At 61.7% G+C, this 16,456-nt stretch carries 14 protein-coding genes; 7 read left to right on the forward strand and 7 right to left on the reverse strand.

Annotation, left to right across the window (positions count from 1 at the left end):
• The first annotated feature begins 45 nt into the window (after positions 1–45).
• Complete coding sequence (locus GGR36_RS03840; RefSeq protein WP_183632021.1) at positions 46–798, forward strand: M90 family metallopeptidase; 753 nt, start codon at positions 46–48, stop codon at positions 796–798.
• Positions 799–852: 54 nt separating this feature from the next.
• Here the strand turns inward: GGR36_RS03840 and malQ are convergent, their stop codons facing one another.
• The 4 genes from malQ to GGR36_RS03860 are packed head-to-tail and all read right to left on the reverse strand — an operon-like array spanning position 853 to position 9,153.
• Complete coding sequence (gene malQ / locus GGR36_RS03845; RefSeq protein ID WP_183632023.1) at positions 853–2,397, reverse strand: 4-alpha-glucanotransferase; 1,545 nt, start codon at positions 2,395–2,397, stop codon at positions 853–855.
• A 48-nt stretch (positions 2,398–2,445) separates the two neighbouring features.
• Positions 2,446–4,605: a glycogen debranching protein GlgX gene (gene glgX, locus GGR36_RS03850; protein WP_183632025.1), complete on the reverse strand. Its 2,160-nt coding sequence runs from the start codon at positions 4,603–4,605 to the stop codon at positions 2,446–2,448.
• Entirely contained in the window at positions 4,530–6,710 is a 2,181-nt protein-coding gene (gene glgB / locus GGR36_RS03855; RefSeq protein WP_183632027.1) for a 1,4-alpha-glucan branching protein GlgB, read from the reverse strand. Before glgB ends, glgX begins: the two co-directional genes overlap by 76 nt.
• Before the next feature lies 1 nt (position 6,711).
• Positions 6,712–9,153 carry a glycogen/starch/alpha-glucan phosphorylase gene (locus GGR36_RS03860; protein WP_207064314.1) on the reverse strand — a complete coding sequence of 814 codons (2,442 nt, stop codon included), beginning with the start codon at positions 9,151–9,153 and terminating at the stop codon, positions 6,712–6,714.
• 400 nt (positions 9,154–9,553) lie between these two features.
• On the opposite strand from GGR36_RS03860, the gene GGR36_RS03865 reads away from it, so the two are divergent.
• A complete protein-coding gene (locus GGR36_RS03865; RefSeq protein ID WP_183632029.1) occupies positions 9,554–9,967 on the forward strand; it encodes a host attachment protein in 414 nt (137 codons plus the stop codon).
• 7 nt (positions 9,968–9,974) lie between these two features.
• Here the strand turns inward: GGR36_RS03865 and thpR are convergent, their stop codons facing one another.
• From thpR to ispD, 3 genes are read right to left on the reverse strand one after another with little or no spacing between them, the layout of a single operon-like run.
• Positions 9,975–10,523, reverse strand: coding sequence for an RNA 2',3'-cyclic phosphodiesterase (gene thpR / locus GGR36_RS03870; protein ID WP_183632031.1), 549 nt, complete (start codon positions 10,521–10,523; stop codon positions 9,975–9,977).
• Positions 10,513–11,004 (reverse strand): 2-C-methyl-D-erythritol 2,4-cyclodiphosphate synthase, encoded by a 492-nt coding sequence (ispF, locus tag GGR36_RS03875; protein WP_183632033.1) that lies wholly within the window; start codon positions 11,002–11,004, stop codon positions 10,513–10,515. Before ispF ends, thpR begins: the two co-directional genes overlap by 11 nt.
• Complete coding sequence (gene ispD / locus GGR36_RS03880) at positions 11,001–11,711, reverse strand: 2-C-methyl-D-erythritol 4-phosphate cytidylyltransferase (protein ID WP_183632035.1); 711 nt, start codon at positions 11,709–11,711, stop codon at positions 11,001–11,003. Before ispD ends, ispF begins: the two co-directional genes overlap by 4 nt.
• Before the next feature lie 74 nt (positions 11,712–11,785).
• On the opposite strand from ispD, the gene GGR36_RS03885 reads away from it, so the two are divergent.
• The 5 genes from GGR36_RS03885 (at position 11,786) to GGR36_RS03905 (ending at position 16,360) form a co-directional block, all read left to right on the forward strand.
• On the forward strand, positions 11,786–13,051 hold the full coding sequence (locus GGR36_RS03885) for an MgtC/SapB family protein (RefSeq protein ID WP_183632036.1): 1,266 nt from the start codon (positions 11,786–11,788) through the stop codon (positions 13,049–13,051).
• Positions 13,052–13,188: 137 nt separating this feature from the next.
• Complete coding sequence (amrB, locus tag GGR36_RS03890) at positions 13,189–14,004, forward strand: AmmeMemoRadiSam system protein B (RefSeq protein WP_183632038.1); 816 nt, start codon at positions 13,189–13,191, stop codon at positions 14,002–14,004.
• Positions 13,994–14,545, forward strand: coding sequence for an AmmeMemoRadiSam system protein A (gene amrA / locus GGR36_RS03895; RefSeq protein ID WP_183632039.1), 552 nt, complete (start codon positions 13,994–13,996; stop codon positions 14,543–14,545). Before amrB ends, amrA begins: the two co-directional genes overlap by 11 nt.
• The gene (gene amrS, locus GGR36_RS03900; protein WP_183632042.1) at positions 14,535–15,632 is read left to right on the forward strand and encodes an AmmeMemoRadiSam system radical SAM enzyme; all 1,098 of its coding nucleotides are present in this window, start codon (positions 14,535–14,537) and stop codon (positions 15,630–15,632) included. Before amrA ends, amrS begins: the two co-directional genes overlap by 11 nt.
• A gap of 47 nt (positions 15,633–15,679) precedes the next feature.
• Entirely contained in the window at positions 15,680–16,360 is a 681-nt protein-coding gene (locus GGR36_RS03905) for an alpha/beta hydrolase (protein ID WP_207064313.1), read from the forward strand.
• The last annotated feature ends 96 nt before the right edge of the window (positions 16,361–16,456 follow it).

Raw genomic sequence — 16,456 nt, forward strand, 5'->3', positions numbered from 1 at the left:
GCCGAGCGGGCCAATTCGGAGTCAGACCGCTGCTAGACTCATTTGATGATCCAGATAAAGAATTGGTTGCGGCGTCGTCATAACGTTGGGGCTCTTCCTGACACGGTGTGGGAGGCGGTGGAGGCGTCCCTGCCCTTCCTTGCACGCCTTGATCCGGCATCTCGCCAGCGGCTACGCCAACTCGCCATTGAATTTCTCGAACAGAAGGAGTTTTCGGGTGCAGCAGGCCAGGAGCTCGGTCATGAGCTTTGCCTTTCGGTCGCTCTGCAAGCCTGTCTGCCGGTATTGAATCTCGGACTGGCGGCCTACGATGGCTGGGTGGGAATCGTCATTTACCCTGGCGACTTTGTGATCCCGCGCAGCGTCGTCGATGAAGCCGGTGTCCTGCACGACTACGAGGAGGTCGCACTTGGAGAGGCGTGGCTGGGTGGCCCGGTAGTGCTCTCCTGGTTCGATGACCCGTCCGAATACGAGGGCGCGAATGTCGTGATCCACGAGTTCGCCCACAAACTCGACATGCTCAATGGCGACGCGGACGGCCTGCCACCGCTGCATGCGGGCATGTCAGGCGAGGCGTGGCATGACGCATTCGAGGCCGCCTATGCGGACATGTGTGCGCGGGTCGATGCGGAGGAAGACACGTTGATTGACCCCTATGCGACCGAAGATCCGGCAGAGTTCTTTGCCGTGACCAGCGAGGTCTTCTTTGTGTCGCCGGAAGTGCTTTTCGATGAATATCCGGACGTCTATCGCCAACTTGCAGCGTTCTACCGCCAGGATCCACTTGCCCTCGGATAACGGGAAAGAAAAAGGGCCGCATGGCGGCCCTCTTCTCTTGCTTGGGAGTAGGCTTTACGGCAGCGGCTTGTCTGCCGGCCACTCGGCCAGTTTCGGCATCTTGTCGGCCCCGGTACGGCCGGTCAGAGCGCACAACTCCGCGAGGCGTCGTGAGGGTTCCGGGCCCACGTAGTCCCACTTGAAGCGCCAGGTCCAGCAACCAACCTGCCCCGGCGTGTTCATGCGGTGGTAGCCATCCAGACCCAGCACATCCTGCAACTGGTAGATCGCCATCTTCGCGACCGATCCGGCGGCCGCGCGGATCATGGTCCAGTGGATGTCGTGTCCATCGGTCGCAAGGTAGTGGCGGGCGAAATCGCGTTCCCGTTCGGTACACGTCGCCCACCAGCCACGGATCGTGTCGTTATCGTGCGTGCCGGTATATACGACCGTATTGGGTACGTAGTTGTGCGGCAGGAAGTTGTGGTCCGGACCCGCGGCAAACGCGAACTCGAGAATGCGCATGCCCGGCAGTGCGAAACTGTCGCGCAGGTCTTCGACATCCGGCGTGATCACGCCGAGGTCCTCGGCGATGATCGGAAGCTTGCCCAGTGCTTTCTCGATTGCGGCAAACAACGCCTTGCCCGGGCCCGGCACCCAACGTCCGTGAATTGCGGTGGGTTCGGACGCGGGGATTTCCCAGTAGCCGGCGAAACCGCGGAAATGATCGATGCGAACCACATCGGCGAGCGCAAGTTGGCGCTTGATGCGCTCGATCCACCATGCGTAGCCGTCCTTGTCCATCGCCGCCCAGTCATACAGCGGATTGCCCCAACGCTGACCGGTGGCAGAGAAGAAATCGGGCGGCACGCCGGCGATGACCGTCGGCCACTTGTTCTCATCGAGGTAATAGAGGTCCGGGCGTGCCCAGCAGTCCGCACTGTGGTGTGCCACAAAGATCGGCATGTCACCGATCAACTGGACGCCGCGCTCGTTCGCGTAGGCCTTTACCGCCTTCCACTGGCGGTCGAAACACCACTGGACAAACTTCCAGAAACTGATCGATTCGGCGAGTTCCTTGCGCGCCTTCGTCAGGGCCTTCGCCTCGCGTTTGGCGAGCGGTGCATCCCAGTCCGGCCAGAGTTTGCCCCCGAATCGCTCGTCAAGGGCCATGAACAACGCGTAGTCGTCAAGCCAGCTGGCTTCTGCCTTGTTGAATGCGGCGAAATCGGCCTTGTCGGCATCGCTGCCCTTAGTGGCAAAACCCGCTGCCGCTTCGCGCAGCTTGGCATTGCGGAAAGGCACTACCTTGGCGTAATTGACGCGCTCGTCGCTGAATCCCTCGCGCTCGGCGTTGGAGATCGGCGCAAGCCAGCCCTTGCGGATGAGTTCGTCAAGATCGACCAGCATCGGATTGCCGGCAAATGCCGAAACGCTCATATACGGCGAGTCAGCCGGGCCGATCGGCATCAGCGGCAAGACTTGCCAGAGGGTTTGGCCGGCGCCGACCAGCCAATCGACAAAGTGATAGGCCGCCGGTCCGAGATCGCCGCAGCCATTGGGGCCGGGGAGCGATGTGGGATGCAGCAATACGCCGCTGGTGCGTCTATCAAAGACCATCTGCGAGTCCTTTCTTCATTTTGGTGAATGCATCAGACCGAACGGCATTCAGGGGGTGCCGACCGGGAGAGAGAAAAGTGCTGCCACCGCCCTGTGGGCGAGCGTGTAGCGCGTGGTACAACTCGCCGGCTGGAAGGGTTCTTCCAGGTCGGTGTCGAATACCCGCTGCCACGGGCCAGGCGGCAGTTCGAACTGGACTGCCTGGACATCGCCGTTGAGCAAGAGCGCAAGTCGTGGGCCGCGGGTCCCCGGCGAGGGCGTGAAGATTGCACTGAAGCTGTGTTCGTGGCTCTGGTTCCAGTCTTCCGCCGTCATCACGCCGCCATGCGGGTTGTACCAGACCAAGTCGTAAGGCGCGTGTGCAGCATCCATGCGACCGCCCCACATGGCGTTTGGCATCGCGCCGTGCACGCCCCGCAAGCGAATCAACAGGGCAACGAATTCGCAGAGTTTTTCGTCGAACTTCGACCAGTCCAGCCATGAAATTTCGCTGTCCTGGCAATAGGCATTATTGTTCCCGCCCTGGGAGCGGCCGAACTCGTCTCCCGCCAGCAACATCGGGGTGCCGCGCGAAAGCAAAAGCGTGGCAAGCAGGGCTCGCTTGAGGCGCCGCCGTTCCATCAATACAGCCGGCTTCGTCGACGGGCCCTCTTCGCCGCAATTCGTGCTCAGGTTGTGCGAGTGCCCGTCACGGTTGTCCTCGCCGTTAGCCTCGTTGTGTTTTTCCTTGTAGGAAACGGAGTCTTCGAGCGTGAAGCCATCATGAGCGGTGATGAAATTGACGCTGCACAGCGGTGCCCGGTGTGAACCTTGGAAGATGTCACTGGACGCCATGATGCGGCGTGCGAACTCGCCCCGGCTGCGGCTGTGCTGGAGCCAGAAGCCACGTGCGGTATCGCGGAACTTGTCGTTCCACTCCATCCACGCAGTCGGGAACTGGCCAAGGCGATAACCGTCATGCCCCAGATCCCAAGGTTCTGCGATGCGTTTGACCGTCGAGAGAACGGGGTCTTGTTCGAAGGCCACGAAGAAGGCCGCATCAGGATCAAACCCGTGGGCGCGTCGACCGATCGCGGGAGCGAGATCAAAACGGAAGCCATCAACGCCGAAGTTGTTCACCCAGTATCGCAGTGAATCGAGCACCAGCTGAGTGACCCGGGGGTGGGCAACATTGACTGTGTTACCGCAGCCGGTGAGATTCTCGCAGTGCGAAGGATCATTGGGCTGCAGGCGGTAGTAGCTCTGGTGGTCAATACCGCGGTATGACAGCGTGGGGCCCGTCTCACCCGCTTCGGCGGTGTGGTTGTAGACGACGTCAATGACGACTTCAAGACCTGCCGCATGCAGCGTATCCACCATCTCGCGGAATTCGGATTCCGGTGATGGTGTGGTGCGAGACCAATAGCGCGGCTCTACCGCAAAGTAGGCCAGCGGATTGTAGTTCCAGTAGTTCGTCATGCCGCGCGCAACGACATGCTGCTCGGGAATGCCGAACTGAACGGGCAGCAGTTCGATCGTGGTTACCCCGAGCTTGAGCATGTGCTCGATCAGCGCAGGATGACAAACCCCCAGGTACGTACCACGCAGTTCCTCGGGCACCTTCGGGTGCTGCAGGGTCAGGCCCTTTACGTGCGCCTCGTAGATGACGGTCTGCTCGGGCGGAACGCGCGGCCTGACGTCGCCGGTGGACGGAAGGTCAAGGACGACACGCGCCTTAAGCGCCGAACGTCCATTGTCCGCAGTGCTGAACGAACGATGGCCGTCCGGATGCCGCATCTCGAAACCGAAATGCTCATTCTTCCACCGGAATTCGCCCACGATCTCGCGCGCGTAGGGATCCAGCAGCAGCTTGTTCGGATTGAAACGGTGGCCTCTTTCCGGCTCGTACGGTCCGTGTACGCGATACCCGTACACGAGACCAGGACCGACCGACTCGAGATAGCCGTGCCATACGTCCCCCGTCCGCGCGGGCATGGGGAAGCGGGTAATCTCGGTCGTGCCGTCGTGGTTGAAAATGCACAGCTCAACGCGCGTCGCGTTGGCCGAGAACAGCGCGAAGTTGACGCCTTCTCCATCGGCGGTTGCGCCAAGCGGCCACGCGCGCCCATTTGCAAGTCGGGACGGAAGGTGCATCAGGAAACGTATTCGAGAATTATGGTCGCCAGAGGCGGCAAGGTGACGAGAATGGATTGCGGGTGGCCCGCCCACGGCACCGGCTCGCTGGCGACAGGATTGCCATTCCCGATATTGGCACCGCCATAGAGTTCCGAATCCGAGTTCAGCGCTTCACGATACGTACCTGCACGAGGGACGCCGATGCGGTAAGCGTGGCGCGGCTCCGGCGTGAAATTGCAGGCACTCACCACCAACGCATTTTCATCCTTGCCGAAGCGCGCGAACACCAGCGTGGACCAATCTGCGTTGTGCATGTCTAGCCACGCGAAGCCTTCGTGCTCGCAGTCACGTTGATGCAGCGCGGGCAGTCGCTTGTACAGCGCGTTGAGGTCCTTCACAAGCGTTTGAACACCGCGATGCAATGGATGCTCAAGAAGGTGCCAGTCCAGGCTGTTGTCGTGGTTCCACTCGCGGCCCTGCGCGAACTCGCCGCCCATGAACAGGAGCTTCTTGCCCGGATGGCACCACATGAAACCGTAGTACGCGCGAAGGTTCGCGAACTTCTGCCAAGCGTCGCCGGGCATCTTGTCGAGAAGAGAGCCTTTGCCGTGCACGACTTCGTCATGCGAGAGCGGGAGAATGAAATTCTCGTCAAACGCATAGACCAGCCCGAACGTCAGCTGATCGTGGTGGTAGCGGCGATGAACCGGCTCACGCTTCATATACTCCAGCGTGTCGTGCATCCATCCCATGTTCCACTTGTAGTGGAAACCAAGTCCGCCAGCGTAAGTCGGTCTGGAGACGGCAGGCCACGCCGTAGACTCTTCCGCCGCCATGATCGCGCCGGGGCAGTGCTCTCCAACCACTTCGTTTGCGCGTCGCAGGAAACCAATCGCCTCAAGGTTTTCACGCCCGCCGTAAATGTTGGGTACCCACTCGCCAGGTTGGCGCGAATAGTCCCGGTAGAGCATGGAGGCAACCGCATCGACCCGTAGGCCATCCGTGCCCCAGCGTTCAATCCAGTAAAGCGCGTTGCCAACGAGATAGTTGCGAACTTCGGTGCGGCCGTAATTGAAGATCAGCGTATTCCAGTCCGGGTGATAGCCTTCGCGTGGATCCGCGTGTTCGTACAGGGCTGTGCCGTCGAAACGTCCGAGTCCGTGCGGGTCGGTCGGGAAGTGCCCGGGCACCCAGTCGAGAATTACGCCCAAGCCTGCTGCGTGGGCAGCATCGACGAAACGACCAAAGCCATCTGGTGTGCCGAAGCGTGCCGTGGGGGCGTACATACCAACGGGTTGGTAGCCCCACGAACCATCGAACGGGTGCTCAGATATCGGCATCAGTTCGAGATGTGTGAATCCCAAGTCGCGCGCGTACGGGATCAGATCAGCCGCAAGCTCATCCCAGTTCAGGAACCGGTTTTGATCTTCCGGTACGCGTTTCCACGAGCCAAGGTGTACCTCGTACACACTCACCGGCGCGTCAAGGAAGTTCGCTTCGCGACGTCCCTCTGGTAGCGCACGCCGTGGCGGCAGTTTGGCGACGACGCTGGCTGTGCGCGGGCGAAGCTCGGCACCGAATCCGCACGGATCGGCCTTGCTCATGAGCTCGCCATTTTGGCTGCGGAGCTCGAATTTATAGAGCGTGCCGACACCTACGTCAGGAATGAAGATTTCCCAGACGCCGCACTCGCGCCGCAGGCGCATGGGGTTCCGACGGCCATCCCATTGATTGAAATCGCCGACCAAGGACACGCGCTGGGCGTTTGGCGCCCAGACCGCGAAACTCGTACCCGCAACGCCTTCAATTTCCCGCAGGTGGGCGCCGAGAACCTCAAACGGTCTCAGATGTGTGCCCTCTGCCAACAACCACGCATCGGTCTCTCCCAAGATGGGCGGGAAGCGATACGGGTCGTGGACGTCCGAAACTGTTCCGTTGTGCCAGGTGACCCTGAAACGGTACGCAAACGTTTCGCGACGACGCGGAATGATGCCTTCGAAAAAGCCGTCCGCGTGGATGCAATCCAGCGTGAGGACGTCTCGCCCATCCGCCAGATCCACGCCTACCACTTCGGTGGCGCCAGGAAAAAACGCCGACAGTCGCAAGCGACCGTCAGCGTCAGTGTGCATTCCGAGCACGGAGAACGGATCTCCGTGCCGGGCTTCGAGTAGTGCCGCTATGTCGTCGGCTGTCAGCATGTCAGCGAGTCTTTATGCCCCAGATGTTTTTGCAGTATTCGCCGATCGTACGATCGGACGAGAACATACCCATCCCGCTGATGTTGTGGACCACCTTCGTCAGCCACGTCGCCTTGTCACGGTAAGCCGCATCGACGTGACGGTGCGTTTCGACATAGGCAGCAAAGTCAGCGAGCAGGAAGTATTGATCACGCCCGAGCAGTGTATCGACGATTGCCTGATAGCGAGTCGGCTCTTCCGGGGTGAAATAGCCGCTTGCGATCATGTCGAGCACTGCCTTCAGATCTGCGTTCCCCTCATACCAAGCACGCGGATTGTAGCCCTCTTGCGACAGCTTCTCGACTTCTTCGGTGCGCAGGCCGAACACGAAGATGTTATCGAGACCAACGTTTTCAGCGATTTCGATGTTCGCGCCGTCCCAGGTGCCAACGGTCAGTGCGCCGTTCAGAGCGAACTTCATGTTGCCGGTGCCGGAAGCTTCGGTGCCTGCCGTCGAAATCTGTTCGGAGATGTCAGCCGCCGGGAAGATCTTCTCAGCCACAGAGACGCGGTAATCCGGCAGGAACACAACCTTCAGCCGATCCTTCAGACGCGGGTCGTTGTTAACGGTGCGGGCGACATCATGAATGAGGCGGATGATGAGTTTCGCCATCTTGTACGCGGACGCAGCCTTGCCGGCGAAAATGTGCACACGCGGCTGCCAGTCGGCATTCGGGTTTGCAATCATTTCGCGATAGCGCTGGATCACGTGCAGAACGTTCAGCAACTGACGCTTGTACTCGTGGATGCGCTTGACCTGGATATCGAACAGCGCGTTCGGATCAACAACGATGCCCGTCTCGCGCTTGATGTACGCAGCCAGACGCTCTTTGTTGGCGAGCTTTACCTTCGCCACCTCGGCGCAGAACGCTTCGTCGTTGGCGTACTTCTTCAGCTTCGCAAGCTGGTCCAGGTCGATCTGCCACTGACCGCGGAGCTTCTTGCCGATCAACTTGGTCAGCCCCGGGTTGCACTGGCCGAGCCAGCGACGCGGCGTCACGCCGTTCGTGACGTTGGTGAAGCGATCGGGGAAGATCTTCGCGAAGTCCGCGAAGATGGTCTGGACCATCAGATCGGAGTGCAGTTTTGCGACGCCGTTCACTTTGGTCGATGCCACGATCGACAGGTTGCCCATGCGGACACGCTTTTCGCCGTCTTCGGCGATCAACGAAACGCGGTTCAACAGCGCAGTATCGCCAGGGAAGCGCGCAGCGACCATCGTCAGGAAGCGGCGATTGATCTCATAGATGATGTCGAGGTGGCGCGGCAGAAGGTACTGCATGATGCCGACCGGCCAAGTCTCGATCGCCTCCGGCATCAGGGTGTGGTTCGTGTAGGAGATGATGCGCGAGGTCTGGTACCAGGCGTCTTCCCACGACAGGCCGTGCTCGTCCATCAGCAGACGCATCAGTTCCGGCACGGCGAGCGCCGGGTGCGTATCGTTCAGCTGGATCGCGGCCTTCTCGTGCAGGTTTTCCAGCGTGCTGTACGCGCGGATGTGCCGTGCAACGATGTCCTGCAATGAAGCCGTGACGAAGAAGAATTCCTGGCGCAGACGCAGCTCACGACCCTGCGGGGTGCTGTCATCCGGGTACAGAACCCAGGAGATGTTCTCGGCCTTGCTGCGGGTTTCGGCAGCGCGAGCGTAGTCGCCGCGGGTGTGCGCCGACAGATCCAGTTCTTCAAGCGCGGTGGCCTTCCACAGGCGCAGTGTCGAGACGCGCTCAGTGCCGTGCCCCGGAATCACCATGTCGTAGGCACGTGCCATTACACGCTCCGACGGGGTCCAGACCGGGCGGCCATTCACATACTCAACCCAGCCGCCGAACGGCACGATGTAGTGAATGTCGCGACGCGGGAATTCCCACGGATTGCCGTTGGCCAGCCAGTTGTCCGGCATTTCGACTTGCTTGCCGTCCTGGATGCGCTGCGTGAACATGCCGAACTCGTAGCGGATGCCATAACCGAAGGACGGCACACCGAGCGTGGCGAGGGAGTCGAGGAAGCAGGCTGCGAGGCGGCCCAGGCCACCGTTACCCAGCGCGGCATCCGGCTCGGTTTCGAGCACATCGGCCGGTTCGAGCTTGAGCTTCTTCATTTCAGAAGCGAAATCCTTGTCGAGGTTCAGTGCGGCGAGCGCGTTGCTCATGGCACGACCGATCAGGAATTCGGCGGAGAGGTAGTAAGCACGACGAGCGCCCACTGCATTGTCGTCATGCTGCGTCTGCAGCCAGCGGGCCGCCAGACCTTCACGGGCCGTCAGCGCAGTAGCGCGCATCCAGTCCGTGGGGGTTGCCGTCGCCTGCGTGGCGCCGACTTCGTTCTTGAGGTGCCGCTCGACGGAAACGTCGAATGTGACGTCAATACCACCTTGGTCGAGGGGTTCGGAGCCCATCTTGTTCATCACTGCTCCTTGAAGGGACAACAGGCCAGGAATTCGGGGGGACATGGGTTTGACTCCTTTGCGCTAACAGCGCTTTTTGTCTGCCAAACCGCTCCGGTGCTGCTCTCAACATACATAGCACATTTGGGAGCCGTGATGCTGTCATCTGTCAGCAATATCGGTCCTGCGCCCGGGGCGGTAACGTGGGGCGCAAGTTACCGGGGGTGCCCCTCGGGTTCTTGATCTGCATTGCTTGATAAACGCTGCTTATCGCGCGGCCAATCCCGCCGGAACGCGGGTGTGCTGGGAACGCACCTTAAAGGCGACGAGCCTCTGCTCGATTCCTTTTCCTTGTTCAAACAACGGTCTAGTCTGAAATTTCGTGCCGCTTCGCACGGTCCAACGTTTCAGGAGGTATCACATGTCGATCACCTGGGTGCTCGTTGCCAATGCCCGTTCTGCCACGCTTTATGAAAATCAAGGTCCGAACAAAGGTTTGACCATCGTCAAACAGATCGAGCCCGAAGCGAACGGCCTGGTGGACGACATCTCGATCGGCGCGATGGACCGAACGGCTTGGCACGGGCCCGGAGACCTTCGACGAAACAGGGCAAAGGGATTTGCACACAGGCTGGCCGGGGAATTGCGCAGCGGGCGCAATCGCAATCGCTTTGCGCAGGCAGTGTTGGTCGCGCCGCCTGCTTTCATGGGTTTGTTGAATGCCGAACTGGATTCACCCACGGCCCAGCGCGTGAGTGGGCGTCTCGAGAAGGATTACACGAAGAATTCCACCAGCGATCTCTGCGGAAAACTGGGTGACTGCCTCTGCCCGTGATGCGGCATTAGTCCCCTCCCCCGGCAAGCGGCCAGCGCGCGACGATTTCATAGCGCGCACCGCTTGCATTCCCGGCGATTGATCGCGCCAGTACGAATTCATTGCAGCGCCATAAGCCCAGCGCCAATGGCGCTGGGGTGCGGGGGGCGCAGGCATTGCGCAGCAGGGTCAGATGCGCTTGCGTCAAGGCTGCCGGGCGATAGCCCAGGCTGCTCGCCGCGACTGCATCCGCGATGAGTGCGGCCAGTGCCGTAACCTCGGGCGGCGACACCCGTGGTCCGGCCCATACGATGCGGTTGTGCGGCCAGAAGCCCACGTAATCGATAGGCATGTCAAAGGCTTGGGCATGGATGGAATCACCTGCCGAAATTGCTGCCTGGGCTTGTTTCTGGTCCAGCGGGCCGAGATATGCCAGCGTGCAATGAAGTGACTCGGCCTCCATCAACCGCCCGCGTTGCACTGCCTGAGCCTGCTCGCCCAGCGCAGCAAGCGCGCTACCAAGTTCTCGCGGAGGCCAGAGCGCAAAAAAATAGCGATGCGCGCTGCTAGCGCTCACGCCTCACCAACAGCGCAACCGCTTCGGCGGCGATGCCTTCACCGCGACCTGTGAAACCGAGGCGCTCGGTCGTCTTGCCCTTGAGGTTGACGGACTCCACGTCAATCGAAAGGTCAGCGGCAATATTGGCTGCCATTGCAGGCACGTAAGGCAGCACTTTGGGCGCCTGGGCAATGATGGTGGCATCGACGTTTCCTACGCTCCAGCCGGCGCCATGTACTGCCTTGACAGCCTCGCGCAGCAGGACGCGGCTGTCGGCACCGGCATAGCGCTCGTCGGTATCGGGGAAATGGCGACCAATATCGCCAAGCCCGGCAGCGCCCAGAACGGCATCGGTAATTGCGTGCAGCAGCACATCGGCATCGGAGTGACCGAGCAGTCCACGATCAAACGGAATATCGACGCCGCCAATGATCAATTTGCGACCTGGCACCAGGGCGTGCACGTCAAATCCCTGGCCGATCCGGAACGGCACATTCATTTTTGCTCCCTCGCCGCGCCGAGGATCCGGGCGGCCATTGCGAGGTCTTCGGGAAAGGTCACCTTGAAATTGGAGGCGTCCGACGGCACGAGCCGGGGTCTGTGCCCGCAGGCCTCCATCGCCGACGCTTCGTCGGTCACCTCGGGATGTGCGGCAAGCGCGTCACGCAACATCCCGATACGGAACATTTGTGGTGTCTGAGCCTGCCACAAGCCGTCGCGGGCAATGGTCTCGGCGACGCGGCCTTGCTTGTCGGCACGCTTGAGCGTGTCGGCGACTGGTACGGCCAGCAGGCCTCCGACCGGGTCCTCAGAAAGGGCTTCCAGCATGCGGTCAACCACTGCCGACGATATGCAGGCGCGTGCGGCGTCATGCACCAGCATCCAGGTGTCGTCCGGTACATATTGCGCGATCATTTCCAGCGCCTTGGTCACGCTTTCTGCTCGTGTTGCGCCGCCACACATGAGCACCTGCAGGCGCGGATCGTGCGGCCAGTCGTACTGCGCCCACCAGACATCGTCCGGCGCGAGCACGATCCACACTGTCTCAAGGCGTTCCACGGCCAACAGGGCATCGATGGTGTGGCGAATGACCGGCAGGCCCAGGAGATCCAGATACTGTTTGGGATGGGGCGCGCCCATCCTGCTGCCGCTGCCTGCTGCCGGCACCAGCGCGTGGAAACGGCTCGAATTCTTGATCGGAGTCATGCGTAGATTCTAGCTTGGCGCGCCGGCCATGCCTTGCAGACCTATGCTATTGCTGCGACCAGGAGGCAATCACGATGAACATCGCCCACGCGCAAGTGCTGTCGAGCTTCCAATTGCTGATCGTCAGCGCCGGCATCGGTTTCCTGATCGGGCTGGAGCGAGAGCGCAAGGCCTCGGCGCAGGCAGGGGTACGCACCTTCACGCTGGTTGCCATCTGCGGTGCGTTGGCGGCCTTCATCAGCCAACTGCTGAATAGTCCATGGATCGTGGGAACCGGGCTGTTTGCCACAGCAGTCATGATCATCGCCGCGCACCTGCGCAATCCGGACCAGAGTGACCCTGGGACAACGTCCGTTGCAGCGCTGCTTGCCTGCTATCTGCTCGGCGCCCTGGTGTGGCTTGGCCAGACGCCCTTTGCAGTCGGCGTTGCGGTGCTCGTCACTGCACTGTTGTACTTCAAGGCTGAACTCTCCGGCATCGCGAGTCGCCTGACCCATTCGGAATGGATCTCGATGCTGCAGTTTGCGGCGCTGAGTCTGGTCGTATTGCCGATCCTGCCGGATAAGGGTTTCGGCCCTTACGACGCACTCAACCCGCATCAGATCTGGCTGATGGTGGTGCTGATTTCGGGCGTAAGCCTTGTCGGGTACGCCTCGCTGCGTCTTTTTGGCGACCGCTACGGCACGCTGCTTGTCGGATTTGCCGGTGGGCTCGTCTCGTCGACCGCCACGACGCTGGTGTTTTCGCGGCATGCCCGCAGCAATGCCATGTTCGCCCCGGCTGCCGGGCGCGTGATCCTGCTCGCCAACCTGGTGATGCTCGTTCGGTTGAGCCTGTTCGCCATCGTGGTGGCGCCCGCCAGTTTTGTCCCAATCGCCAGTGTGATGCTTGCCGGGCTTCTCCCTGGTCTGATCTGGATCGTGTTTGCGTGGCCCAGCGGTGCAGACCCCGCGAGTCTGCCCTTGCCGCAGACACGCAACCCGACCGAAGTCCGCGTCGCATTCGGTTTTGCAGCGCTTTACGGGGTGGTGGTGGTCGCCTCGACCTGGCTCATGGAGACCGTCGGTGCCGGCGGTTTGTACCTGGTTGCACTCGTTTCAGGTGCTACGGACGTCGATGCCATTTCGCTTTCGAGCCTGCAGCTTCAGTCAGCCGGCAGGCTGCTCCCGACGGCCGCGGCCACTGCCATTACGATTGCCGCGCTCTCCAATCTCGCGTTCAAGACCGGCGTCGCCATGATCGTTGGCGGTAGTGCGATCCGGCGCCCGATCGCGATCGGCATGGGGGCGGTTGCGAGCGGTATCGCGGCCGGGTTGTTTGTCCTGCATGCCTCCAGCTAGCGCTCGCGGCGGGAAGGTGCCGGTGGGGAACTCTGCTTGGTGCAGGTCGAAAGGAGTCATCACGCAGGCGTTCAGTGTTGGTGGTGGCTCCTATAATTCAGTCGAGTAACGGGTGTTCGAATCCGCAAGGAGGTTCCATGGGCATCGCAAGTGTTCGTCCGCCAGCCGTCGCAGGACTCTTCTACCCTGGCGATCCGCGCGAACTTGACGCGATGCTTGAGCACCTGTTCGCGCGCACTGGCAATGGTGCCTTCACGGTGTGCCCGAAAGCGATCATCGTCCCGCACGCCGGCTACATTTATTCCGGGCAAACTGCGGCGCAGGCCTTCGCACGGCTCAAACCCTGGGCCGCGACACTCTCGCGCGTGGTGATACTTGGGCCGACGCACCGCGTACCGCTGCACGGTATCGCGCTACCCGCGTCGGACGGATTTGCGACGCCTTTCGGAACGGTCGAGGTGGATCGTGGCGCGCTGGCGAAGGTGCGCGCGCTGCCCGGCGTGTGTGTATACGACGCCGCGCATGCAGGCGAACACAGCCTCGAAGTGCAGCTCCCGTTCCTGCAGCTTGTGCTCGATCACTTCAAGGTCGTGCCGCTCGCGGTCGGGCGTGCGGACTCTCAAAGCGTTGCGACCGTGATCGAGCAGCTCTGGGGTGGGCCGGAGACGCTCTTTGTCGTGAGCACCGACCTCTCCCACTTCCATGCCTACCGCGAAGCGCAGGAACTCGACAGCGAGACCGTGCGCCGGATCCTCGCGCTCGAACACGATATCGACCCCGAACTCGCGTGCGGGGCTTATCCGCTCAACGGTTTGATGCGCATCGCAGAGCAACACGGCATGTCGACCCTATTGCTGGAACAGTGCAACTCGGGTGATACCGCGGGCGACCGGCGACGCGTGGTGGGTTACTGCTCGGTTGCGCTGTTCGAGCCCACACGTCATGCCCACTGACACTGCACTGGGTCCATTGCTGATAGCACATGCGCGTCATGCGATTGCGCAGGGGCTTGGTCTTGATTCTGAAGTGCCACCCGACGCACCTGCCCTGCATGAACAGGGTGCGGTATTCGTGACGCTGACGCAGGATGATCGCCTGCGGGGTTGCATCGGCTCGCTGGTGGCCTACAGACCGCTGGGCGAGGATGTGCGTGCCAATGCGTTTGCCGCGGCCTTTCGCGATCCGCGCTTCGCGCCGCTGACTGCGCACGAATGGGCGGGAACGGATCTCGAAGTTTCGCTGATTGGCCCGACCGAGTGGCGCGTGTGCGCCAGCGAAGCTGAGGCCATCGCGTGGTTGCGGCCCGGTGTTGACGGTGTGATCCTCGAACACGCGGGGCTTCGCGCGACCTTTCTGCCTCAGGTATGGTCTTCGTTGCCGACCTCTGCTCTGTTCTTGTACGAGCTGCGACGCAAGGCCGGGATGCGTGGCGACCGTTGGCCCGCGGACATGCGGGTAGGCCGCTATCAGGTCGAGAAGTACCATGGCGCCTGAACGACCCGCATCTGATCCGGCATACCCGGCGCGCTGGTGGCACCTGCTTGACGACGGCCGCATCCAGTGCGATCTGTGCCCGCGGGAATGCCGGCTGCACGCCGATCAGCGCGGCGCCTGTTTCGTGCGGGAACGTCGCGGCGATGCCATGGTGCTCAGCACTTACGGGCGCAGCTCGGGCTTTTGCATCGATCCGATCGAGAAGAAACCGCTGAACCATTTCTATCCGGGTAGCAGCGTGCTGTCTTTCGGCACGGCGGGCTGCAACCTGGCGTGCAAGTTCTGCCAGAACTGGGATATCTCCAAGTCGCGAGACATGGACAGGCTGATGGATCGCGCATCACCGACCCAGATCGCGGAGGCAGCGGTGGCCCACGGTGCGCGCAGCGTCGCCTTCACCTACAACGACCCGGTGATTTTCGCCGAGTACGCGATCGACACCGCGGTGGCCTGCCACGAACGCGGCGTTCACACGGTGGCAGTTACGGCGGGCTACGTCTCACCGCCGGCGCGTCGCGAGTTCTATGCGGTGATGGATGCGGCCAATGTAGACCTCAAGGCCTTCTCGGATGACTTCTACGTGAAGATGACCGGCGCAAATCTGGCTCCGGTACTCGATACGCTGGTCTGGCTGCGCCACGAATCCTCGGTATGGTTCGAGATCACGACCCTGTTGATTCCGGGCGCCAACGATGGCGACGCCGAAATCGAAGCCATGTCTGCCTGGATCATGCGCGAGTTGGGTCCTGATGTGCCCTTGCATTTCAGCGCCTTCCACCCTGACTTCAAGCTCACCGACCGCGGCCCGACACCGGCGGCAACGCTCTCGAAAGCTCGCCAGATTGCTCGCGCTGCGGGCCTTCATCATGTCTATACGGGAAATGTTCACGATCCCGAGGGTGGGACGACCTATTGTCACGCCTGCAAGCTGCCGTTAATAGTCAGAGACTGGTACAGCATCCTCGCCTATCGCGTCGACGACTCTGGATGCTGTTCTGCGTGCGGCACTCCGCTCGCCGGGCGTTTCGGCGCCTTCAGCAAACCGTTCGGACCACGGCGAATTCCCGTGCATCTTGACGCAAGCTGATGCGGCAAGCTTGGCCGCTCAACTCGACATGAAAGGTTGCAGCAGGCATGGCCCGCTTCGTTCACCGCCACACAGAAATGAGCATCCAGGCAAAAGGGGCCTGGTTGTCGGCCATGCTGTCGCATGTGCCCGACGCGGTGGCCTTGACGATCTGTTTTGCGGCGGCTCCCATCGCCTCACGCAATGCACGGGAATTCGTGTTTGCCGAGGCGTTCCAGCGCGCTGGATATGCAACCCTTCTGGTCGATGGGCTGACCCAGTACGAGGAAAAACGTGACCCGGATTCGCGTTTCGATGTGCCCAAACTCGCCGACCGCCTGGTGTCCGTCGTCGAGTGGCTTCATCACCAACCGCATCTCGGTCAACTCGCCTACGCGATTTGCGCGAGCGGAACCGCTGCAGCAGCAGCCGTGAAAGCGGCGGCGGTAGTCGACCCCGCACCATTTGCGCTGATCTGTCGCGCCGGTCGCGTGGATCTTGCCGGCGCCTCGCCGCTGCGCGCGAACCGGATCCCCTTGCTGGCGATTGCGGGCGGCCCCGCTGACGCGAACCGACGGCCGGCCGAGCACGCGTACGCGCTGATCGAGAGTGCGAAGCACTGGCATGAGGTACCCAATGCGAGCGAGCGCTTCATCGAGCCCGGTGCCCTTGACGAGGCGGCCAGCGCCAGCCTGGGTTGGGCCGAACGCTGGCGCCCGGCCACATTGGACCTCGCCGGCAACGGTTAGCGAGGCGGCTGCGCTGGCGGATTGCGGGCCTGCGCCTATCAACAAGCAGCGGCGGGCCTTCCGGACGCGCAGCTGGCGAAGAAGCGCGCCGTGTCG

Source organism: Niveibacterium umoris (assembly GCF_014197015.1).
GTDB classification, from domain to species: Bacteria; Pseudomonadota; Gammaproteobacteria; order Burkholderiales; family Rhodocyclaceae; genus Niveibacterium; species Niveibacterium umoris.